20 protein-coding genes are annotated in these 22,393 nt (G+C 68.2%); 10 read left to right on the forward strand and 10 right to left on the reverse strand.

Annotated elements, in window-relative coordinates:
* The 3 genes from FV220_RS11635 to FV220_RS11645 form a co-directional block, all read left to right on the forward strand.
* A partial coding sequence (locus FV220_RS11635; RefSeq protein WP_147831511.1) for a TOBE domain-containing protein occupies positions 1–254 on the forward strand: 254 nt, incomplete at its 5' end.
* Positions 254–1,141, forward strand: a complete 888-nt coding sequence (locus FV220_RS11640) for an ABC transporter permease subunit (RefSeq protein ID WP_056149010.1) — start codon at positions 254–256, stop codon at positions 1,139–1,141. The genes FV220_RS11635 and FV220_RS11640, both read left to right, overlap by 1 nt.
* A complete protein-coding gene (locus FV220_RS11645) occupies positions 1,138–1,923 on the forward strand; it encodes an ABC transporter permease subunit (protein ID WP_056149008.1) in 786 nt (261 codons plus the stop codon). The genes FV220_RS11640 and FV220_RS11645 overlap by 4 nt, the downstream gene beginning before the upstream one ends.
* Here FV220_RS11645 and FV220_RS11650 read toward each other — a convergent pair.
* Positions 1,911–3,842 (reverse strand): AsmA family protein, encoded by a 1,932-nt coding sequence (locus tag FV220_RS11650; protein ID WP_056149005.1) that lies wholly within the window; start codon positions 3,840–3,842, stop codon positions 1,911–1,913. The genes FV220_RS11645 and FV220_RS11650 overlap by 13 nt on opposite strands.
* A 442-nt stretch (positions 3,843–4,284) precedes the next feature.
* Between FV220_RS11650 and FV220_RS11655 the strand changes: the two genes are divergently transcribed.
* Positions 4,285–5,013, forward strand: coding sequence for a CoA transferase subunit A (locus FV220_RS11655; protein ID WP_056163190.1), 729 nt, complete (start codon positions 4,285–4,287; stop codon positions 5,011–5,013).
* Between the two features lie 20 nt (positions 5,014–5,033).
* The gene (locus FV220_RS11660) at positions 5,034–5,693 is read left to right on the forward strand and encodes a 3-oxoacid CoA-transferase subunit B (RefSeq protein WP_147831513.1); all 660 of its coding nucleotides are present in this window, start codon (positions 5,034–5,036) and stop codon (positions 5,691–5,693) included.
* Between the two features lie 272 nt (positions 5,694–5,965).
* Here the strand turns inward: FV220_RS11660 and FV220_RS11665 are convergent, their stop codons facing one another.
* The 6 genes from FV220_RS11665 to FV220_RS11690 all read right to left on the reverse strand — a co-directional run bounded on the left by FV220_RS11665 (position 5,966) and on the right by FV220_RS11690 (position 13,121).
* Positions 5,966–6,967, reverse strand: coding sequence for a polysaccharide pyruvyl transferase family protein (locus tag FV220_RS11665; RefSeq protein ID WP_147831515.1), 1,002 nt, complete (start codon positions 6,965–6,967; stop codon positions 5,966–5,968).
* Positions 6,968–7,198: 231 nt separating this feature from the next.
* Positions 7,199–7,903 (reverse strand): ABC transporter ATP-binding protein, encoded by a 705-nt coding sequence (locus FV220_RS11670; RefSeq protein WP_018043208.1) that lies wholly within the window; start codon positions 7,901–7,903, stop codon positions 7,199–7,201.
* The gene (locus FV220_RS11675) at positions 7,890–9,806 is read right to left on the reverse strand and encodes a branched-chain amino acid ABC transporter ATP-binding protein/permease (protein ID WP_147831517.1); all 1,917 of its coding nucleotides are present in this window, start codon (positions 9,804–9,806) and stop codon (positions 7,890–7,892) included. Before FV220_RS11675 ends, FV220_RS11670 begins: the two co-directional genes overlap by 14 nt.
* Complete coding sequence (locus FV220_RS11680; protein WP_018043210.1) at positions 9,806–10,681, reverse strand: branched-chain amino acid ABC transporter permease; 876 nt, start codon at positions 10,679–10,681, stop codon at positions 9,806–9,808. Before FV220_RS11680 ends, FV220_RS11675 begins: the two co-directional genes overlap by 1 nt.
* Before the next feature lie 11 nt (positions 10,682–10,692).
* A complete protein-coding gene (locus FV220_RS11685) occupies positions 10,693–12,006 on the reverse strand; it encodes a substrate-binding protein (protein WP_147831519.1) in 1,314 nt (437 codons plus the stop codon).
* Between the two features lie 92 nt (positions 12,007–12,098).
* Positions 12,099–13,121, reverse strand: coding sequence for a carbon-nitrogen hydrolase family protein (locus FV220_RS11690; protein ID WP_147831521.1), 1,023 nt, complete (start codon positions 13,119–13,121; stop codon positions 12,099–12,101).
* A gap of 143 nt (positions 13,122–13,264) precedes the next feature.
* Here FV220_RS11690 and FV220_RS11695 point away from each other — a divergent pair, with 143 nt between their 5' ends.
* From FV220_RS11695 to FV220_RS11715, 5 genes are all read left to right on the forward strand, one after another.
* Positions 13,265–14,233: a LysR family transcriptional regulator gene (locus tag FV220_RS11695; RefSeq protein WP_147831523.1), complete on the forward strand. Its 969-nt coding sequence runs from the start codon at positions 13,265–13,267 to the stop codon at positions 14,231–14,233.
* A gap of 586 nt (positions 14,234–14,819) precedes the next feature.
* Entirely contained in the window at positions 14,820–15,383 is a 564-nt protein-coding gene (locus FV220_RS11700) for a helix-turn-helix transcriptional regulator (protein ID WP_187273396.1), read from the forward strand.
* Between the two features lie 211 nt (positions 15,384–15,594).
* Positions 15,595–17,025 (forward strand): phosphomannomutase, encoded by a 1,431-nt coding sequence (locus FV220_RS11705; protein ID WP_147831527.1) that lies wholly within the window; start codon positions 15,595–15,597, stop codon positions 17,023–17,025.
* A 773-nt stretch (positions 17,026–17,798) separates the two neighbouring features.
* Positions 17,799–18,752: a YcxB family protein gene (locus tag FV220_RS11710; protein WP_147831529.1), complete on the forward strand. Its 954-nt coding sequence runs from the start codon at positions 17,799–17,801 to the stop codon at positions 18,750–18,752.
* Positions 18,749–19,351 carry a hypothetical protein gene (locus FV220_RS11715; protein ID WP_056148985.1) on the forward strand — a complete coding sequence of 201 codons (603 nt, stop codon included), beginning with the start codon at positions 18,749–18,751 and terminating at the stop codon, positions 19,349–19,351. The genes FV220_RS11710 and FV220_RS11715 overlap by 4 nt, the downstream gene beginning before the upstream one ends.
* 102 nt (positions 19,352–19,453) lie before the next feature.
* On the opposite strand, the gene FV220_RS11720 is transcribed toward FV220_RS11715, so the two are convergent.
* The 3 genes from FV220_RS11720 to FV220_RS11735 form a co-directional block, all read right to left on the reverse strand.
* Positions 19,454–20,467: an NrtA/SsuA/CpmA family ABC transporter substrate-binding protein gene (locus FV220_RS11720; protein WP_147831531.1), complete on the reverse strand. Its 1,014-nt coding sequence runs from the start codon at positions 20,465–20,467 to the stop codon at positions 19,454–19,456.
* 322 nt (positions 20,468–20,789) lie between these two features.
* A complete protein-coding gene (locus FV220_RS11730; protein WP_147831533.1) occupies positions 20,790–21,518 on the reverse strand; it encodes an ABC transporter ATP-binding protein in 729 nt (242 codons plus the stop codon).
* The gene (locus FV220_RS11735) at positions 21,515–22,285 is read right to left on the reverse strand and encodes an ABC transporter permease subunit (RefSeq protein ID WP_147831550.1); all 771 of its coding nucleotides are present in this window, start codon (positions 22,283–22,285) and stop codon (positions 21,515–21,517) included. Before FV220_RS11735 ends, FV220_RS11730 begins: the two co-directional genes overlap by 4 nt.
* Positions 22,286–22,393 lie beyond the last annotated feature (108 nt).

Here is a 22,393-nt window from a genome sequence, read left to right on the forward strand (position 1 = left end):
CCCCCGCGCTGGTCGCTCTGCGCCCCGAGCGCATCGGGGCTTCACCCGTCGATCCGATGGCCACCGGGGATCGCAACGCCCTCGACGGGCACGTCGAGGCCTCGACCTATCTCGGCGACCGCATCCGTCTCCAGATCCGCATGGTGGACGGCAGCACGATCCGCGCGACCCTGCCGGCCGGAGCCGGGATCGACGGCGGCGTCCCGGTCCGCCTGTCCTTCGCCCCCGACGCCGCGACGGTCATGGCGGCGTGATGAAGCGGCTCCTCCCGGTTGCGCCGTATCTGTGGCTCGCCGCCTTCGTGCTGCTGCCCTGCCTCATCACCCTCAAGATCAGCCTGTCCTCGCCGGCGACGGCGCAGCCGCCCTACCTGCCGGTGCTCGACTGGAGCGCCGGGATCGATGGATGGGGCGCGTTCCTCGAAGCCCTGGACTTCGCCAATTTCGAGACCCTGGCCGGGGACAGCCTGTATCGCGACGCGGCCCTGTCCTCCCTGGTCTATGCGGCCACGGCGACGGCGATCCTGGTGATCCTCGGCACGCCCGTCGCCCATGCGCTCGCCCGCTCGCCGGCCCGGCTCCAGCCACTCCTCGTCGCCCTGGTGATCGTGCCGTTCTGGACGAGCTTCCTCATCCGCATCTATGCCTGGATCGCGATCCTGAAGCCCGAGGGCCTGCTCAATGCCGGCCTCGTCTGGACCGGTCTCATCGCCCGCCCCCTGGACATCCTGAACACGCCGGCGGCGGTGATGATCGGGCTGACCTATGCCTACCTGCCCTTCATGGTGCTGCCGCTCTACGCGGTGCTCTCCCGCCTCGACCCGACCCTGACGGAGGCCGCCGCCGATCTCGGGGCCTCGCCGGCGCGGGCGTTCTGGACCGTCACGCTGCCGCTGGCCCGGCCCGGCATCGTCGCGGGCGCGCTCCTCTGCTTCATTCCGATGGTGGGCGAGTTCATCATCCCCGACCTCCTCGGCGGCTCGGACACGCTGATGCTCGGCCGCGTCCTGTGGAGCGAGTTCTTCTCCAACCGGGACTGGCCCCTCGCCTCGGCGGTGGCGGTGCTGCTCCTCGTCCTCATCGTCGGACCGATCGTGCTGTTCCGGGATGCCGAACGCGGGCGCGGGGAGGTCGGCCGATGAGTCCGCTCAACCGGATCAGCCTCGGGCTCGGGCTCGCCTTCCTCTACGCGCCGATCGCCGTCCTCGTCGTCTTCTCGTTCAACGCCTCGTCCCTCGTGACGGTCTGGGGCGGGTTCTCCACACGCTGGTACGGAGTGCTCGTGAACGACGGCCCGCTCATCGCCGCCGCCCTCGTCTCCCTGAAAGTGGCGTCGCTCGCCGCCCTGGTGGCGACCGTCCTCGGCACCCTGGCGGCGCTGGCTCTCGACCGCAGCGGCCGCTTTACCGGACGGGGCGCCTTCACCGGCCTCGTCTATGCGCCCATGGTGATGCCGGAGGTGATCACCGGCCTGTCGCTGCTGCTGCTCTTCGTCGGGCTCGGCCTCGACCGTGGCCTCGTGACCCTGGTCGTCGCCCACGCCACCCTCGGCCTCGGTTTCGTCGCCGTGGTGGTGGGCGCCCGGTTGAAGGGGCTCGACCGCTCCCTGGAGGAGGCGGCGGCGGATCTGGGAGCAGGACCCATCCGCGTCTTCGCCACCGTCACCCTGCCGCTGATCGCACCGTCCCTGGCGGCGGCATTCCTCCTCGCCTTCACCCTTTCCCTCGACGACCTCGTCATCGCGAGCTTCGTCTCGGGGCCGGGGGCGACGACGTTGCCGATGCGGCTCTACAGTCAGGTCCGCCTCGGCGTGAACCCGGAGATCAACGCCGCCTCGACACTTCTGGTCGGCGGCGTCACCCTCGTCGTGTTGACGGCGTCCTTCCTCACCGGCCGCCCCTCCGCCAGCGCTCAGGGCACGTAGGCGCGCACCCGCGTCGGCAGGTCGAGCGCCCCCGTCCGCGCCCCCTGCATCGCATCGGGAGCCAGGATCGAGCCGCCCCGGGAGTCGAGGTCGGAACCGCCCTCCCGCGGGATGACGCGAACGGCGACGGCGTCCCAGGGACCGTCGATGTCGAAGAGCGGCCCCTGCGCCGGGGCCGAAGACAGGTTCTTGGGTGAGACCGACCGCAGGACGGTGTCGGTGGATACACGCGGTGTCAGTTCCGCCCTGGCGGCGAGGGTCCGCTCCGGCAGCGACAGGGTTCCGCGCAGCGATGCGGACAGCGACGTGGTCTTCAGCATTCCATCCGTGATCTCGCCGATCCCGTCGACGAAGCGCAGCACCACCCCAGCGCGTTCGAAGGGCGTACGGCCGTTCCGGCGGACCAGGGCGCCATCGGCGGCGACGCCGTTGCGGTGGATCACGTCGGCGAGGTCGAGGCCGGCGAGGGTGCCGTTCTCCATGGCCAAGGACGAACGTCCGTTGAGGTGAGCGATCAGCCCGGCGGCGGTACGGCCCGATCCCTCAAGGATGAAGTGCCCCTGGGCATTGCCCAGGATCCAGCCCTCCTGCCCGACATCGACCAGGAAGGCGCCGAGATCGAGCTGGTCGAAAGCCCCCTGCGCACGCAGTTCGGTCTCGCCGCGATCGGTGGCGGAGGTGGTGAGGCCGAACCGTCCCTTGACGAGGCCGCCCCTCACCATCGCGCGGACGAGAGAGCCCTCCACGCTGCCGTCGCGCACCAGCAGGCTGGATGCGAGATCCTCCATCACCACCGGGCCGAGGCGGGCACTGCCCGCCGAGAGACGCAGATCGAGGTCTCCGCCGGTGAAGGGCCGCAGGGCCAGGCTCTGACGGCTCCAGCCGTTGGCGTTCAACGTGTCGTCCGAGCCGAAGACCCGGACCAGGGTGGCCAGAACGGGGGCGAGGTTCAGGTTCTCCGCCGCCAGGGTCGCCTGCAGGGCCGGGCGGCCCTGGCCGAAGCTGATCGAGCCGGCACCTTCCAGGCTGTTGTCACCGAGCCGCAGACGCATGGTCGGCAGGAGCAGGTTGCGGCCCGAACTCTCGAACGTACCGTCTATGGCGAAGGTATCGAGCAAGGGCGACAGGGCGATGTCCGTCCCCGCCCAGGCCAAAGTCTCGCGCAGGGAACGGGTCTGCAGGCTGCCCTGGCCGCGAAGCGACACCCCGTCGGCGAGGCTGCCGCTTCCCTCCGCCGTCATCTGGCCTGCGGGCCAGGTCGCGCTGGCGGAGAACGGGGATTCACGGCCCGAGAACAGCTCGTCCAGACGAACCCCGGAGAGCGAGAACCGGGTGGGAGTCTCGTTCCAGACGAAGCTTCCCGCGACGTTGGTCTGCGAACTCCAGAACGGCCAGGCGAGGACCAGATCGACGTCGCTGGCGGTCTGGGCACTGCCGTCGCGCGGATCGCGCCCCACCAGGATCGCATCCGTGAGGCTGATGCGACGGGGACGCGACGCGCCGCCCTCGGTCAGGCGCGCCTTGAGCCGGCGGAACGGCTCGACCCAACGCCGGTCCCCGTCATCGACGGGGAGGGTGATCGTGGTGCGCTCGAGGGAGAGGGTATCGATCTCGATACGGCCGGCGAGGAGGGCGCGGATCCCGAGCTTGAGGGTGAGCGTTCCGCCCTCGGCGAGAAGCGGCCCGTCGACCGTCCCGGCGCTGAGACGGACTCCCTCGAAATCCAGCCGTGGAATGGGAAGCAGGGCGATGCCCGCCCGCCCCCCGGCCGTCATCGCGATTCCGTAACCGGTCGCCAGCGACTTGCCGACGCCCCGCGTGAGGCGCGCGGAGGCGACGGACCAGGGCAGGCAGGCAGCGATCAGGGCGAGGACGAGGCTGCCGATACAGACGGCCGGCAGGAGGCGACGGAGCGGCATATCTCTCCCTATCGGAGCAAAACCGCGACGCGCGGTCCCGCGCACGGCCTCGCCCAGCCGCTGCGGTCGATCTTCGAAAACCTGCCCCCCGTTTCATTCCATAGCGAGCCGAACGGGGTTTGTCTGCCATGCATCATTTCTCCGCAGTGGAGGATTCGGAAACGGGCTCTCGTCCTTGGAGCCGTCCTTCCCCGACGGCTCAACCTGCTACAGGTCTCGTGACCCTTATTCTTTCCACCACGATGTTCTCCCGCAGGATCTTGCCGAAACGCCATGTCCTGGCGCAGAGCATGTCCTGGCGCAGAGACAGGACAGACGGACGCGGCCCTCCCTTGTCGTTCCGAGCCCCGCGCGAGCCGGGCCGGGGAGGCGGGATTGGCTCGCGTTTCGCAGGGCAGCCCGAAACGGCGCCAGGAACCGGATTTCGGGAGGAAGGCTTGAGATGAAGAAGGTATATTCCGACGCCACGCAGGCGGTCGCCGGCTTGCTCAAGGACGGCATGACGATCATGGCCGGCGGCTTCGGCCTGTGCGGCATTCCCGACGAGCTGATCGACGCGATCCAGGCGTCAGGGGTCAAGGATCTCACCGTCATCTCCAACAATGCCGGCATCGACAATGTCGGCCTCGGCAAGCTGCTGCAGACCCGCCAGATCGCCAAGATGATCTCGTCCTATGTCGGCGAGAACAAGGAATTCGCCCGCCAGTATCTCGGCGGCGAACTCGCCATCGAGTTCAACCCGCAAGGCACCCTGGCCGAGCGCATCCGCGCCGGCGGGGCGGGCATCCCGGCCTTCTTCACCAAGACCGGCGTCGGAACCCTCATCGCCGAGGGCAAGGAAGTGCGCGAGTTCGACGGCGAGGATTACGTGATGGAGCGCGGTCTCTTCGCCGATCTCGCCATCGTCCATGCCTGGAAGGGCGATACCGAAGGCAACCTCGTCTACCGGAAGACCGCCCGCAACTTCAATCCGATGATGGCCACCGCCGCCAAGGTGACGGTCGCTCAGGTGGAACACCTGGTCCAGCCGGGCGAGATCGACGGCGACGCGATCCATACGCCGGGCATCTTCGTCAAGCGCATCATCCACGTGGCGATCCGCGAGAAGAGGATCGAGCAGCGCACCACGCGCAAGCGTGGCGAGGCCGCCGCCTCTTCCGCCGCCGTCTGACATCCTAGGGAGACACCACCATGGCCTGGACCCGCGAACAGATGGCGGCGCGCGCCGCCAAGGAGCTGCGCGACGGCTACTACGTGAACCTCGGCATCGGCATTCCGACCCTGGTCTCGAACTACATTCCCGAGGGCATGTCGGTGCAGCTGCAATCCGAGAACGGCATGCTCGGCATGGGGCCTTTCCCTTACGAGGGTGAGGAAGACCCCGACCTCATCAATGCCGGCAAGCAGACGATCACCGAATTGGCGACCACGAGCTATTTCTCGTCCTCCGATTCCTTCGGCATGGTCCGGGGCGGGCACATCAACCTGTCGATCCTCGGTGCCATGCAGGTGGCGGAGAACGGCGACCTCGCCAATTGGATGATCCCCGGCAAGATGGTGAAGGGCATGGGCGGCGCCATGGACCTCGTGGCCGGCGTGAAGAAGGTAGTGGTGGTGATGGAGCACACCGCCAAGGGGAAGGACGGGTCGGAAAGCCCGAAGCTCCTCACCGCCTGCGACCTGCCGCTGACCGGCACCGCCGTCGTCGACATGGTGATCACCGATCTCGGCGTCTTCACCATCGACAAGAAGGGCGATGGCGGCATGGTCCTGGTCGAGCTCGCCGATGGCGTCACCGAGGAGGAGATCCGCTCCAAGACCCAGGGCGCCTACACCGTGGCGCTGAACTGAGTGCTCTCCAAAACTCCCGCCGCGCCGCCGCACCTCGAACGATAGCCGGTGGTGGCCGGGTCTTGTCCGAGGCGCCCCGAGTCGCCGCGGCCCGAAAATGAAAAGGCTCCCGATGCAACCGCATGGGGAGCCTTTTGCCTGGCAGGACCGATCTTTCCGCGTGGGCCCCTCAGCAGGTTCAGCAAAGGTGGTCACCGGTTTTGCGTGCCGAAACCTGCGACACTCCAAAGGCCTGAGCGAGGTGAAGCATTGGCTTGCCAATGCGAACCTGCTCAGGTCCTCGCGGCCGGCGGTTCCTGAAATCGGACCGGGAACGGGAAGGCCGCCCGCAGAGGCTTCGTGTCGAGGGGGGAGGGCGGCAGCACGCAGGCGCGGTGGTCGAGCCAGGCAAGGTCGCTGAACGTCCGGGGAAGTTCGAGGGCTTCGTCGGAGAGCCCCACCGATTGCTTGTAGTCCCGCATCTTGAAGGAATCCTTCGCCTCCTTCTTGCCCTCCGACAGCCGCGCCGATTGAGCGGGGACACCATAGGCATGCGCCACGATGAGGCCGTGCAGCGAGGTGGTGACGATCTCGTCGCAGGAGAGGATCTCGCGGATCACCCGCTCGATGTCCTCGAACGACACCGAGAGGAGCGAGATGACCTTGACGTGGTCGGCGCCCACCGCCTCGACGGCCTCGCGGATCCGCGCTTCCTGCAGGACGTGCGCTATGATGCCGACCTTGTGGGTCTTCTCCACCGCAGGAGCGTAGAGCTCGGGCAGCAGGATGGCGGCATCGCCGTAGATTTCGGGGCATTGACCACCGGCGGCCAGAACGGCGTCGCGCGAGAGCGGCCCGCGAACCGCCGAATAGATCGCGGTCGGGCAGATGTCGTCGGTGCTGCGGGGCATGCCGGTCCCCCACAGATACATGCCGGGCCGGGCGAACTTGGCGATACTGCCGATGCAGAGCCCGTCTGCATGCTTCGAATTGTACCAGCGGGGCATGACGCCGAAGGCATGCCAGAGCACGTAGGGTGTCAGGATATCGCCGAAATTCCCCGGGAACGGACTGCGCATCCACCAGATCTTCGGACGAAACCGCTCGTCGAGCCCGGCCTCCGCCGCGATGTCGTCGAGGGTGAGCAGGGAGCGATACGCCGCGACCAGGGCTCCCCATTTTTCGACGGACTGGCCCATCAACTCGGCTTCCAGTTGGAGGAAGGCGTCCCGCTCTCCATTCCGGAGGAAGGTCAGGAACGTCTTCTCGGCAATAGTCTCTTCATCATTCGCCAATGTTCGCCTCTCCCTACAGAGCCGGCTCGGGATCCGGAGCCGCTTCTCGGAAAAATGCCACGCGGCGACAAAGACTTAAAACGCCTCGTCATCCAGCGATCGCCGGAGGCTTATCTCAGGGCGCAAAGCCCCTGTCGAGGCGTTTCGGTGTGCTCTCCTCGCATGCAGCCTCGTGTCGTGTGACGGATGCGGCATCGTCCGACGCGTAGGCCGCCATCCGGGACGGGCGCTCTACCCGGCAAGCCCCATGAAGGCCCGCATCGGCGCGGCGTCGGCGCGGAGATCGGCGGCCTGCCCCTCGTAGACGACGTGGCCGTTGTTGAAACCGTAGACCCGCTGGGCGAAGCTCAGCACCGCCGCCACGTTCTGCTCCACCACGACGATCGTCCGGCCCTCCTGCGCGAGGCGTCGGGTCAAGGCGATCAGGTCCTGGACGATGAGGGGGGCCAGGCCCTCGAACGGCTCGTCGAGGAGGATGATCCGGGGATCGCGGATGAGCGCCCGGGCGATCGAGAGCATCTGCTGCTCGCCACCCGACAGGGTGCGCCCCCGCGACGTGCGGCGCTCCTTCAATCGCGGAAAAACCTCCCAGATCCGGTCGAGGGACCATGGCTTCTGCGCGGTCAGGCGGGCGACGCGCAGGTTCTCCTCCACCGTGAGAGTGCCGAAGACGGCGCGCTCCTCCGGGACGAGCTGCATCCCGACACGCGCGATCTTCTCGGGCCGCAGGCCGTGGATCGGCTTGCCGTCGAGGCGGATCGTCCCGCTGCGCGGAGACAGGGCGCCCATCAGCGTCCGGAGCGTCGTCGTCTTGCCCGCGCCGTTGCGGCCGAGCAGCGCCACAACTTCGTTTTCCTCGACCCGGAGCGACACGTCGAACAGGACGTGCGAATCCCCGTAGAGCGTGTTGATGCTCTCGACCTCAAGCAGACTCATTCATGGCTCCCCGGATGCGAGTGGCCTCGCCGGTCCCGTCCTCCTCCGGCCCCGTGCCGAGATAGGCTTTCCGCACGGCGGGATCGCGGCGCACGTCCTCGGCCGGTCCATCCGCGAGGAGGTGCCCGTCGCTGAGGACGGTGACTTGCTCGGCGAGGTCGAAGACGGCATCGAGATCGTGTTCGACGATGAGGATCGTGCAGGACCGTCCGATCCGCCGGATCAGTGCGCAGGTCGCGACCCGTTCGGAGGGACTCATCCCGGCGAGCGGTTCGTCGAGGAGGAGGACGTTGGGGCTCGTCGCCAGCGCCATCCCGATTTCGAGGCGGCGCTTCTCGCCGTAGGCCAGGATGCTGGCGCGGGTTTCCGCCCGCGGGCCGAGATCGAGGATGGCCAGCATGGTCTCCACCTGCTCCTCCACCTCCGCCCGACCGACCGAGGGGGCGAGGAGATCGAGGCGGAACCTGCCACGCGCCCGGGCGAGGGCGGCCACCCGCAGGTTCTCCCGCACCGTCAGGTTGAGGAAGAGTTGGTTGAGCTGGTTGCTCTTGGCGACGCCGAGCTGGGTGGCGCGGGTCACCCCCGCCCCCGTGAGCCGCTCACCGAACAGCAGGACCGAGCCGGCGCTCGGGCTCACCTCGTCGGAGAGCATCTTGAAGAGGGTGCTCTTGCCGGCGCCGTTCGGGCCGATCACCGCATGGATCGATCCTCGCCGGACCCGGAAGCTGACCCCGTCCACGGCCTTCAGGCCTCCGTAATGGCGGGCGAGATCCTGAGCCTCCAGGGCGATCTCCGCGTGCGACGCGCGGCCGTCGATGGCCGGCCGGGGCATGGGGAGCGCGACCTCGGCCGGGATTTCGGGAGTGACCGTGCCGGGCGCCGCCTCGATGACCTCGGTGCGGGCCTCGGCGGCGCGCAGGAGCGCCGCGTCGCGGCGTCGCTCCCAGCGGTGCAGGATCTCGCCGCAGATGCCGCGGCGCAGGCCCATCACGAGACCGATGAAGGCGATCCCGAGAATGAGCTTCCAGAGAGGGCCCAGGCCGGGGACGAGTTGAAGGTTGTCCCGCAGCCAGAGCCAGAGCGCCGCCCCCACCAGGGGGCCGACGAGGGTGCCGACCCCGCCGACGATCGTCTGCACCACGAGCTGGCCGGACGTCTCGAGCGCGAAGGCGTCCGGCGGCATGTAGCTCTGGAAGGAGCCGAGCATCGCTCCGGCCAGGCCCGCATAGAGCGCCGCGATGGTGAAGGCCGCGAGCTTGTAGGCGGGAACGTCGTGGCCGAGCATGGCCACGCGGGGCGTGTTCTCCCTGATGGCCTTCAGGATCAGGCCCACCGGCGACCGCACGATGCGCCGGGCCAGCACGAAGCCGAAGAAGAAGGTCGCGGCCAGGAGCGCATACATCGGCAGGCCAGCCGTGATCCGGAAGGCGCCATCACCGAAACCGATCACCGGTACGGGCACCCCGGCGATACCGTTCTCGCCGCCCGTGTAGTCCGACAGTGACGAGTTCTGGATGAAATAGGCCATCTGGCCGAAGGCCAGGGTGATCATGGCGAAGTAGATGCCGATCCGCCGCACGGCGAGCCAGCCGACGGCGATGCCGAACAGGCCGGCGGCCAGCGTGCCGATGAGGAAGGCGAGCCAGACGCTCTGAATCGTCCCCGAGACCAGCAGGTAGGCGGCGACGAAGCCGCCGGCCCCGTAGAAGGCCGCCTGCCCGAAGGAGAGCAGGCCGGCGAGCCCGAAGAGGATGTCGAAGCCGAGGCCGAACAAGGCCCAGTTCAGCGCTCGCGAAAGCAGGTCGTGGGAGAAGCCGAGCGGGGGCAAGAGGATGGGGGCGGCGAGGAGAGCGACGAGGAGGGCGAGCTCGGGCAACAGCGCCCGGAGGGGGCCGCGTGTCATCAGACGCGTCCCTCCGTGCCGAACAGGCCCTGCGGCCGCGCCACGAGGACGAGGGCCATCAGGCCGTAGAGCATGACCTCCGAGTAGGCGGAATCGAAGGCGCTGGTGAGGCTGATGATCTCGCCCGCGATGAGACCGCCGACGATGGCGCCGGGAAAGGATCCGAGGCCGCCGAGCACGATGACCACGAAGGACTGCACCATGAAGCTCGCGCCCATGTCGGGCGTCACCGCCACCACGGGGGCGTAGAGCATGCCGGCGAGCCCGACGGCGACGATGCCCACCGCGAAGACGAGCAGGAAGGTCCGCCGCACGTCGATGCCGAGGATGCCGACCATGCCGGCATTCTCGATGCCGGCCCGCACCACGAGGCCGACCGAGGTCCGGTAGAGCACGAGGTAGAGGCCCACGAGGAGCGCCGCGACGATGCCGATGAGCTGCAGGCGATAGGTCGGGTAGACCATGAACCCGAGCTTCGTCGCGCCGGTGCCCCAGGACGGCACCGGAACCCGCTGGCTGTTGCCGCCGAACCCGGCCCGCAATCCCTCGACCAGGACGATGCCGATCCCGTAGGTGACGAGGATCTGGTCCTCGTCCGGCCGGGCATAGAAGTGGCGGATGACGAGCCGCTCCATCGTGAAGCCGATGATGAGCATGATGGCGCAGCCGCCGAGCATGGCGAGCACGAAGGAGTGCGTGGCCTGCATCATCACGAAGGCCGTGTAGGCGCCGACAGCGAACAGCGCGCCATGGGCGAAGTTCAGGACGCCGAGCGTCCCGAGGATGATGGTGAGCCCGCTGGAGACGAGAGCCAGGAGGCTGCCGAGGGCGAGGCCGTTGAAGGCCTGCGAGAGGAGGACGGCGGTGCTCGGCATGACGGCGCGCCTCAGCTGTAGGGGCCGAGCTTGCACCCGAAGAGATCGGGCGGGTTCATCACGGTCTCGCCGTCCACGAGGTCCACGACCTCGTAGAAATCCTCCGGCCCCTTCATGGCCGAGGGCGCCTTGCCGCGCAGGATCGGGATCGGGCGGACCATCTGGTGGTCCTCGGCGCGGAAATAGACGCGGCCGATCGTGGTCTCGTAGGGCTGCGCCTTCGAGCCTTCCATCACCTTGATGATGTCGACGGGGTTGAAACCGCCCGCCCTCTCCACCGAGAGCGCCCAGAGATAGGTCTGCATGTAGGCGATGTGGGCGCCCCAGCGCGGGCGATAGGCGTTCCGGGCGAGGAAGGCCTCCACGAACGTCTTGGCGAGGGGGAAGCGATCCTGCAGCGTCCACCAGAAGTCGCAGGAGCCGTAGACGCCCTGCATCAGTTCCGGGCCGACCTCCTTGTCCTGGAACGAGGACAGGTTCGGCACCACGAGCTTCATGCTCGACAGGACGCCGAACTGCTCGGCCTGCTTGGTGGAGGCCACGGCATCCGAGCCGAAGCAGATGTTGACGAAGACGTCGGCGCCGCTGTTGGCGATGTTGAGGAGCGCCGAGCTGTAATCGGCCGTCCCCAGGGGGACCGTCTCCTTCAGGACCTGCGTCCAGCCCTGCTCCTTCGAGAACTTGGAGAAGGAATCGTAGACCGTCTGGCCGTAGGTGTAGTCGGGGACGAGGAAGGCGGCCTTGAGCTTCGTGCCGAGCGCCTTGGCGACGACGGGAGCGAGGGCCTTGGCGGCCATGTAGGCGTTCTGCTGCGAGCGGAAGCCGTAGCGCTGGCAGTTCTTGCCGGTGACGTCGTTCGAGCCGGCGATGCCCACCATGTAGAGGACCTTGTCGCGGCTCGCGAGCTCCTCGAGGGCGATGGCCTCGGCGCTGCTGACGGAGCCCTGGAACATGATGGCCTTGTCGCGCTGGATGAACTGCGTCGCGGCCTGGACCGCCACGTTGGGCTTGCCCTCCGTATCGGCGATCTTGTGGCGGATCTGGCGGCCGAGGACGCCCTTGCCCTTGAGCCCCCAGGCGGCGGCGATCTCGCCGCCCGCGTTGATCTGCGCGATGGCGAGTTCATAGCCGAGCTTCAGGTCGCTGCCATCGCCGGAAAAGACCCCGGTGAGCGGCATGTTGAGGCCGATGAAGACCGAATCCGCGCCGACGCCGCCCGGGAACGTTCCGATCTGTGCCGGACTCTGGGCGAAGGCTGCGCGAAGATCCGGCAGCATCAGTCCGGCGGCACCTCCGAGGATGAGCTTGCGACGGTCGATGGTCATGGCACATCTCCATTCTGGGTCGTTGACGCGAAGGATCGGGGGCGAGGGATCGCAGGCAAGGAAGAGGAGCGGACTTCCGCGGGGTCGGTCGCTCACGCGCCGTTCGCTGGCGGGGCCGGGGGCTCGGATGCGGCAGCAAGCTCCGGGCCGTCGCGGAACCGTGCGGGAACGAGCCGCTGGCGGTTCACCCCGAGGTCGAACACATCGAAGCGGTTGTAATAGCCGACCACGTCGTGGAACTGCTTGGGCTCGATGCAGGCATCGAGGTCGATCTCCGCATAGAGGATCCCCTCGTCCTGCAGCGCCTCGCCGATCTGCGCCCCCGTGGGATCGACGAAGAACGAGGCGGCGCGCGGCGTTGCGTCGAGCACGTCGGCGGCGCCGGGACCGCGGGCGGCGAGGAAATCGTAGGCCTTGCCGTCCAGCATGCCCGCCGTCACGAGGCCGAAGACCTTGGCCTCGAAGCAATGGGCGCTGGCCCGCAGGCGGTTGGCCGCCAGGTTGTCGTAATTGCCGCCCCCCTTCGGCCGCCGCGTCGGCCAGACCGGGGGCCAGGACGAGATGTGGAACTGCTCGCCCTGCGCCATCAGGGCATAGCGCGCCAGCGGGTTGGTGTTCTCGCCGCAGATGAGCTGGCCGATGCGCCCGATCCCGGTCTCCACCACCTTCAGCCCGGCGCCGTCGCCCGGGGCCCAGATGAGCTTCTCGTAATAGGTCGGCATCAGCTTGCGATGATGGTTCAGGATCGTGCCATCCGCGCCGATGATGAGATTGGCGTTCCATAGGCAGCCGACGCTCACGGGCGAGCGCTCGCTGAGCCCCAAGGACACGACGATGCCCGCCTTCTGCGCCGCCTGGCGGATGCGCCCGATCTCCGGCCCGTCGACCAGGACGGATTGCTCGACCATGAGGGCGAAGAGATCGTGGTTGTCGATGGGAGCCGAGAGCGCCGCCCAGACCGGAAAGGCCGGGATGAAGGTCTCCGGAAAGGCGACGAGGCCCGCCCCCGCCCGCGCCGCCTCGTGGATCAGCGAGACCGCCTTGTCGGTGGTGGCGGCGGCGTCGAGGAAGACGGGGGCGGCGTGGATCGCCGCGGCCTTGAAGCGTGGAAGCATGGACTTGACCCTTTCGTGAACCAGCCTAGCCGGCGCCCGGCGGGCGCGAAGTGGGCAAATCTGCAAGGCGCCTTGCGGAAGGGACCCGGCGCGGCCGGCGACCGAATGGCCGGGCGTGGCGCGAGTCTTGCCAACCGATCCCCATGGCTGCGCTCGATCTGCTCGACTGGGACGACCTGAAGGTCTTCCTCAACGCCGCCAGGGGCGGCAGCCTCGCCGGGGCGGCCAAGCGCCTGAAGGTCGATCAATCGACGGTGAGCCGCCGCCTCGCCCATCTGGAGAGTGCGCTCGGCATCGCGCTCTTCGAGCGCGTGCCGTCAGGGCTTCGGCTGAGCGAGCCGGGCCAGCGCCTCCTCGGGCATGCCGAGCGGGTCGAGAGCGCGGTCATCGCCATGGGCGAGGAGGTTTCTCCCTCGGCGGCGCAGGCCAGCGGGCGGGTGCGGCTCGCGACGATGGAGGGCATCGCCTCGCTCTACCTCGCGGAACGCTTCGTGCGCCTGCGTGAGACCCACCCGGATCTCGCGATCGAACTCGTCACCTCGTCCCAGACCGTCTACGTCAACCGGCGCGAGGCCGACCTCTTCCTGAGCTTCTTCAAACCGCCGGGCCAGGGGCTGGTCTCCGAACAGGTGGGACGCTTCCGGCTCGGCCTCTACGGCGCCCCCACCTACCTCGCCCGGGCCGGCATGCCGCAGAGCATCGACGAACTGCGCCATCACGCCTTCGTCTCCTACATCAGCGATCTGATCCAGGTGGATTGCGTCCGCTGGCTCGACGACGTCGTGCTCGACCGTCACATCGTGTTCCATTCCAACAGCATGATCGCCCAGAAGAACGCCGCCGCCGGCGGTCTCGGCCTCGTGCTTCTGCCGAGCTTCGCCGTGAAGGGGCGCGACGACCTCGTCCCCGTGCTCCATGAAACCGCCTCGACCAGCCGCGATCTCTGGCTCAACGTGCATACGGACCTGCGCTTCTCCCCCCGCATCCAGGCGGTGACGGGGTTCCTGAAGCGGCTGTTCCGCGCCGACCCCTCACTGCAGGTCGGGATGCCGTCGCCGTCCCTTCCCTGCCTCCGCACCCTCGCCCCGGAGGGGTTGCACCACGCGGGATGAGCGCGCCCGCTGGACCGGCAGAGGCGACACGCCAAAGGGAACCCATCACCGGTCGTTGTCTCGAAAATTACAACTTCTCGTTCTGGCCGTAGGGAAACGTCTCACGTCGCGTGGGCGCCGGCGCGGTCCGGAAATAAAATTTCGCCGGCCTCCCTCATATGAGTGATGACAAACCGAAATCATCCCTCGAACAGACACTGAGCCGCGATCTTCGATCTGTTGAAAATCGAGAATTTCCCACGTCGGTCAATCAGTTATAATGGGGATGTAAAAATATCGGCTCGCCCCGTAATCTGTACTGGCAACCGGCGGAGCGAGCGAGAATTATGGAGATGCACGTTTCGTTGTGGAAACAAACGTTATAAGGCATGTGTGAATGAGATCGCGGCGCCCGAAGTTTCCGGCGAGCCGCCACGATGCCTACTTGAGTAGTTGGACGAGGGAATGCGGACCTTGGAGATTTCATATCGCCTTGCATGCCTGCCGCTCGCGAGGCAAATCGGGCCGGTCCCGTCGCGGTAGCGCCGAAGACGTAGCAAGCGTCGGGCACGATAATACTGAACAAATCCGTATTGGGGAGCACATCGTGTCGATCAACAGCCGTTTCTTCGGCGTTTTGGATCGCATGGGCTGTGGCGCGCTGCTTCTGGATTCCGACGGGGATGTGGTGGAATCCAATCAGGCGGCCATCCGGGCCATCCAGGAATTCAACGACGAGGAGACACCCAAGTCCGTGGACCTGAGGGCCGGCTTCAAGAACGTGCTCGAAGCGGGGGGAACACGATTCCGGCACAGGTCCGAGTCGTGGATCATGGTGCCGCGCCACGGAAAGCGCTCCCTGGCCATTCACGCCATGCCCGCCGGCGATGAAACGGACGCTTACGGCTATACGCTCGTGACGATTGTCGATCTGAACGAGAACCCGGACCCCAGCAACGAAGTCATGCAGAAGATGTTCGGCCTTACGCAGACCGAGTCCAGCATCGCCAAGCAGATCTGCTTTGGAAAGACACTCGCGGAAATCGCATCCGACAAGCGCATCACGTTGTGGACCGTGCGGACACATCTGGCGTCGATCTTCTCGAAGACGCAGACGCGGCGCCAATCCGATCTGATGTCGCTTCTGCATCGGATCACCGCGATCGCGTGAAGCGGCCTTAAGCCTGCGGCCACAACCGACCTGAAGTGGCGGTGACGGTGAGCGTCGCGTGGCACTTCGAACGCCCGGTGATCGCATGGCAATCCGCCCCGGCGCCTGAAGGCGGCGGAAACGCCCCGACGGGAACCGATTGAGGCGGCGGCCCACTCCACCTAAAAGCGGGGTTCGTCGCACCGTCGCGCCCATCGCAAGTGGAAAGCTCATGAGCAGTCTGAAATTCGGGACCAGTGGCCTGCGCGGACTGGTGACAGACCTCGTGGGATGGCCGAGCTACGCCTATGCCAGCGCGTTCTTCCGCTCGATCGCCGCCACGACCGGCGGCAGCCGCGACGTCGTGATCGGGCGGGACTTGCGCGACAGCAGCGAGGGGATCGCCGCGACGGTGGCCGCCGCCGCGGCGGGGGCCGGCTTGACCGTCTTCGATTGCGGTGCCCTGCCGACGCCGGCCCTCGCGCTCGAAGGCATCCGGCGCGGGGCCTGCGCCGTCATGGTCACCGGCAGCCACATTCCCTCGGATCGCAACGGCCTGAAATTCTATCGCCCCGATGGCGAGATCACCAAGACCGACGAGGTCGCGATCCTCGCCGCCCTGGGCGACATCTCCCGGGTCGGCGACATGCCGCCGACCGACGCCGCCACCCGGGAGCCGGGGGCGGTCGACCGCTACCGTCAGCGCTACACCGAAGCCTTCCCCTCCACCATCCTGGCCGGCCAGAGGATCGCGGTCTATCAGCAGAGTTCCGTGGCGCGCGATCTCCTCGCCGACGTGCTGGCCGCCCTCGGGGCCGACATCGTCGCCATCGGCCGCTCCGACAGTTTCGTGCCGATCGACACGGAGGCCCACCGCCCCGAGGATATCGCGTTCATCCGCGACGCGATGGCAACGGGCGGCTTCGACGCGCTGGTGACGACCGATGGCGACGCGGACCGGCCGCTGCTCGCGGACGCCGCCGGGCGGATCGTCCGGGGCGATGTGCTCGGGCTGATCACCGCCCGCTATCTCGGCGTCGACACGGTCGTCGTCCCCGTCACGGCGGGCTCGGCCATCGAGCATGCGGGCGGCTTCCGGCGCGTGCTGCGCACCAAGGTCGGCTCGCCGTTCGTCATCGCCGGGATGGGCCAGGCGCAGAGGGACGGAGCCACGAGCGTCGTCGGCTTCGAAGCCAATGGCGGTTTCCTCCTCGGTTCGGACATTGCCGTCGGCGACAGGATCCTCGCGGCCCTGCCCACGCGCGATGCGATCCTTCCGATCGTGGCGACCCTGGCGGCGGCACGGGACGCCGGAATGACGCTCGCGGAACTCGTCGTTTCCCTGAAGGTCGGCGAGACCGCCAGCGACCGCCTGCCCGAAACCCCGGCGGAGCGGAGCGGCGCCTTGCTGCGCCAGCTCGGCCGGGAGGCGTTCCGCGCGGATTTCTTCCGCCCGCTCGGCACGCCGCAATCCGTGGACGAACAGGACGGTGTCAGGGTCGAACTCGACGGGGGACGCACGATCCACTTCCGTGCGTCCGGCAATGCGCCCGAGCTGCGTTGCTACGCGGAGGCGGGGACGGCCGCCGACGCGGAGGAGATGGTCCGCTGGGGACTGGCAGCAGCGGCGGCGGCCATGAAAGACGCAGCCGGGCAGGTCTAGAGCTGTGCCCGACCACGTTGGGTCGGGACACATCTCTAAGTCTTTGTTGTGCCGCGCTCTTTTTCGCCGAACCGGCATCCACTTCGGCGAAGAGCGCTCTAGCCCCGGCTCGGTGAGCCAGGACCCTCGATCGACACAGCCCGTTGGACCGCTCGGTTCCGAAGGGAAATCCGCCCGCGGCCCGGTCTCGTCGGATCGGGCCCCGAACTCTCGCGTGTCGGCACGCCCGGAAACGGCCGCCGGCGGCAAATTCGGTGCGCGGGCGTTCGAATCCGGCGATGCTCTCAACCACCCCGTGTCGTCGGCGGTTGTCTCAGCCGCCCGGTCCGGGCACGATGGAGGCCTGCCGGACCTGTGCGGGTCCGCATTGGCCTTTGGAGCGTCGCAGGTTTTCGGCCGCAAAACCAGCGACCACTTTTGCGAAACCCGCGTAGCGCCATGAGCGCGCGCCGCGCGTCGTAGGAGATGCAACCCTGCCCGTCGTCCCATCCATTTCGGCACGTCCGCTATCCCCCGGCGCGCCCCTCGTCTTCGCCGCCCCGCTTCGCTTCACCCATCGACTCGCCGGCATCGCCCGGACGCACCGACCTCGCTCGGCGGCGTTCCGGCGGCGTATCCTGACGGTCGGACTACCCGCGCTATGGTTCTTCGCCCTGCTCGGCTTCGTCTCGACCTGGGCGACGGAGGGGGGGCGTAAAGGCAAGACCATATCCGGGTTTCTGCAGGACCTCCCCGACCTGTCGCTCTGGCCGCTGGCCGCGCTCCTCGCGGTCGTGACACTCGCCTGCCTCACCCTTCACGCGGCCTACCCGTGGCTGCTGCATCAGCGGCTCGTCGCCGCGATCGGCCCCCCCGGCGAAGACACGCCCGTGCCGATGACCTACCGCTTCGACGATGCCGGGATCACGCAGACGAGTGCGGATCTGGAGGCCTTCCTGCCCTGGCATCTCATCAAGGGGCTGGACGAGGACCGTCTCCACCTCTTCGTCCTGACGGATGTCGAGGGCGAACCCATCGTCCTCGCCAAGGCCGATCTCACGACGGCGCAGGCCGACGGCGTTCGGGCCTGGACCGCCGCCGGGCGGCCCTTGTCGCCCCACCCGCCCGACGACACCGATCCCTTCGCCGACGAAGCCGGGGATGCGGTGCGCATCGCCTTCACGCTCACGGCGGAGGATCGGGCGGCGCTCGTGACCAGGACCCTCGACCGGCCGGCGATGCGGCGAGCACGGATGCGCGGGGCAGTGCTGCTCTTCGTCGGTCTGAGCCTGCTCGTTCCCGGCATCGTCGCCTTCGTCTGGGCGGTGGACCCCTACCGCGTCCCGTTCTCCATCGCGTTCCCGCTCTTCCTCGAGATGGCGGGAACCGATTTCCTGAAGCCGGCCATAGGGGCCGCGGCGGTGGTCCTGCTCGTCCTCGCGCTCGGTCCCTGGAACCGTCGCTGGGCGGCGCGCGAGCTCGGACGGGATCTCGCGAGGGAGGCACGGCCCGGCACGTCCTATGCCCATGCCGACGCCCGGGGCCTCTCGGTCGCCCAAGGAGGAGCCTGGGCACGCCTCGGCTGGACGAACTTCCGGGGCTGCGAGCGCCTGGGCGAGCTCATCGTCCTGCCGATGCGCTGGGGCAGCGTATTGCCACTCCCGACACGCGCCTTCGATCCGGACGCACTCGCCCGTTTCGAGGCGCTCGCGGCGCGCCATCTGCCTTCGGACGGCGGACCGTCATGAGCCGTGCTCCGAAACGCCGCTCCGGCTGGCTCGCCCTCGCATGCGTGTTCCCGGCACTGACCGTCGCGGGAGCGGCCTGGGGCGGGGAGACCGCGAGGACACGGACGGTCCGTCTGGACCAGGGCTTCGTCATCGATCTCCCGGAGGGATGGACCCTGGAAGATCCCGCCGAGGCGACCGGTGACGCCACGGGCCGGATGACCGTGCGTCTCGTCTGCGGCACGCTCTCCTGCAAGCGCACCCTGGAGGTCTGCACCCTGTTCCTGAGACGCGATCCCGTCGGAGACGACGGCGACGACACGGCCCGTCTCGACGGGCTCTACGCCTCGCCCACCTCCCGCTACACCCGCATCCGCAGCGCCCTGAAAAGCACGAGCAAGGACGCGACGTTGCGCGGCGAATTCGGCAAGGTGCGGTTCGGGACACGCCTCTGGTACGCCGTGGAGACACAGGCCGCGAACCGCTTCAAGTCTGGGCTGTTCGCCGCGACGGTGATCGACGGTCGCTATCTCGGGGCGATCTGCAAGACCTGCGAGACGGGCGAGATCCGTCACGAAGCCGCCCGCGCGCTGCTCGGGAGTGCGAGACGTTCGGAATAGCTCCGGCCGACGGGAAGCATCGGCTCCCGGCCCGTTCCGGTAAAATACGAGGTCCGCCTCAGGGCCGCGAGGACCGGGGCCTGGAACGGGGCGACGATCCCGTCAGACCCGGACGAGATGATCGGTGACGGTCACCGGCTCGGGCAGGACCTTGCGCGTGACCAGCCACTCGGCCGCCTTCTGGAACTCCGACAGGAAGGCCTGATCGTCCGTCGCGTAGAGCTTGTACTGCTTGCGCAGGCCGATGAAGTGGTCGCGCACCCGGTCGCTGTAGCCCGCCTTGGCCTGTGTGAGCCGCTCGGCCTCTTCCGTGTTCGCGGACGCCCAATCGGCGTCGTTCTTCAGCGCCGCATGGAAGGCGCGGACGAGATCGGGGTTCTTCGCGACGAAATCCCGGCGCGTCAGGTAGGAGGTGAAATCGATCTGGAAGGGCAGGTCGCGCTCTTCGAGGAAGATGTCGTGGGCGTTGTAGTCGAAGCGGGCGATGTCCACGCCGGGGCTCCACATCGACCACGCATCGACCTTGCCGGAGGCCAGCGCCGGGGCGGCATCGGGCGGGTTGAGATAGACGAACTTGACCTTGGACCGGTCGATGCCGTGCTTTTCCAGCGCCGCCACCACTAGGAACTCGCCGAGCCCCGACCGGTTCACCGCCACAGACTTGCCGACGAGATCCTCGACCTTGTCGATGCCGGACCCGTCCTTGGCGATGATGGCCGTGGTGCGCGGGCTGTAGATGAGGAACTGGGTGAAGACCAGCGGCGAGCCGGCGGAGATGGCGGCGAGCGCCGGGGTCGTGCTGCCGCCGAAGCTGAAATCGGCGGTGCCGCCGGTGACCGCCTGGAGGGTCGGCGCGTGGTTGGGGAACGGGCCGACCCATTCCACCTTGATCCCGTCTCTGGCGAGGGTCTTCACCAGTTCGCCGCGCTCCTTGGCGATGAAGGTGAGGCCGGTATAGCCCCAGGTCAGGCGCAGCGTGTCGGTGGTGCGGCCGGTGGCGGCGCCGGCCGAATGGCCCGCGAGACCACCCGCGAGGGCACCGGCACCGAGCAGGGACGTCTCGAGGAAACGGCGGCGGGAGGGGCCGGAGGACGGGGAGCGGAATGAGGTCGTCATGGGAGTCTCTGGCCGATCGACTAGGAGGGGAAGTTCGGAGGGCCTCACACAACTCCCTGTCGCAGTCGGTTCTGGCTCAGGACGCGACGGCGCGGCGGGAGTTTCGTGAGGGCCTGTTTGATTTGTTTTTCCAAGGCTTTACCTCATCCTGAGGTGCCGCGTAGCGGCCTCGAAGGAGGCGTCCAGGGATCGCTCTGGTGTCTGGAGGGCTCCTTCGAGGCCCGCTGACGCGGGCGCCTCAGGATGAGGTGGTCGGCTTGGATGATCGAAGTCAGCACGGGCATCCGCCGGGAAATCCGATCAGACAGGTTCGGAGAAACACTCAGGCTGGCTCGGGTTCGGCGTGAACGCCGAGTTCGGCGAGGAGGCGGAGGCGGAGGGCCACCCGATCGCCGGAGCCGTCGAGCCGGTGCTCGGCGGCGATGATCCCCGCCCGCATCACCAGCACGCGGTCGGCGAGCGAGATGGCTTCGTCGACATCGTGGGTGACGAGGAGAACGCCCGGCCGGTGGCGGGCCACGAGTTCCTTGACCAGCCCGTGCATGCGGATGCGGGTCAGGGCGTCGAGCGCCGCGAAGGGTTCGTCGAGCAGCAGCAGTTCCGGCTCCTGCACGAGCGCGCGGGCCAAGGCCACGCGCTGCGCCTGACCGCCGGAGAGATTGCGCGGCCAATCGTCGAGGCGATGTCCGAGCCCGACCTCGGAGAGCGCGGCGGCGGCGCGCTCCCGAGCCCCCCGGTCCGGCAGGCCCAGCGCCACGTTCCGCCAGAGGCTGTCCCACGGCAGCAGCCGATGCTCCTGGAAGACGACGGCGGCCTCTCCGGGCGCGTCGATGCGGCCGCGATCGACGGGATCGAGCCCCGCCAGGGCCCGCAGCAAGGTCGTCTTGCCGCAGCCGCTCTCGCCCAGCAGGGCGACGAACTCACCGCGCTCGATGACGAGGTTCAGGCCGTCGATGACGACGCGCGGGCCGTAGGCGCGGGTGAGGTCGGTGACGACGACGGCGGGACGCGAGGAAGCGGACACGGCGCTCCCGGCATGAGCGCGGCTCATCGGCGGTCCCCGAAATTCGGGTGCCAGGCGAGGAGCGAGCGCTCCAGGTGACGGGCGATGGAATCGGCGGCGATGCCGATCAGCGCGTAGAGCACGATGGCCAGCACGATCACGTCGGTGCGCAGGAACTCGCGGGCATCCATCGCGAGGAAACCGAGACCGGATTGCGCGCCGATCGTCTCGGCCACCACCAGGGCCAGCCAAGCCGTCGCCAGGGCATAGCGGACGCCCGTGAGGATCGAGGGCAGGGCGCCGGGCAGGATGATGCGGCGGATCAGCTGGATCGGACCGAGGTTCCGGACCCGGCCGAGTTCGACGAGCTTCGGGTCCACCTGCCGGATGCCGAGCACGGTGTTGATGTAGATCGGAAAGGCGACCCCCAGCGCCACGAGGAAGATCTTCTGGCTCTCGCCGACGCCGAACCACACGATAACCAGGGGCAGCAGGGCGAGGAACGGGATGGCGCGGATCATCTGGACGCTCCGGTCGATGGCCGCCTCCGCGAGACGGGAAAACCCGACCAGGGTGCCGAGGGCGAAACCGATTCCGCCGCCGATGGCGAAGCCGACCGCCGCGCGCAGCAGGCTGGTGCCGAGATCGAGGAGCAACGAACCGTTCAGTGTCAGCTTCCAGGCGGTCGTCAGGACCTTGCTCGGTGCCGGAAGCACCTGCGGCGAGATCCAGCCGGCACGGGCGAGGGCTTCCCAGACCGCCACGAGGGCGACGGGGGCGAGCCACGAGATCACGAAGAGACCGTAGGGGCCCAAGCCCGACCGGGCCGTCTGGCGCGGAGGGAAGGGGGAGACGGCCTTGGGCAGCACCCGCCGGGGCGGGACGCCCGCTCCCGGCAGGGACAGACTCGCGAGGGGGTCGAG

The sequence above is a fragment of the Methylobacterium sp. WL19 genome (genome assembly GCF_008040005.1).
GTDB lineage: Bacteria > Pseudomonadota > Alphaproteobacteria > Rhizobiales > Beijerinckiaceae > Methylobacterium > Methylobacterium bullatum.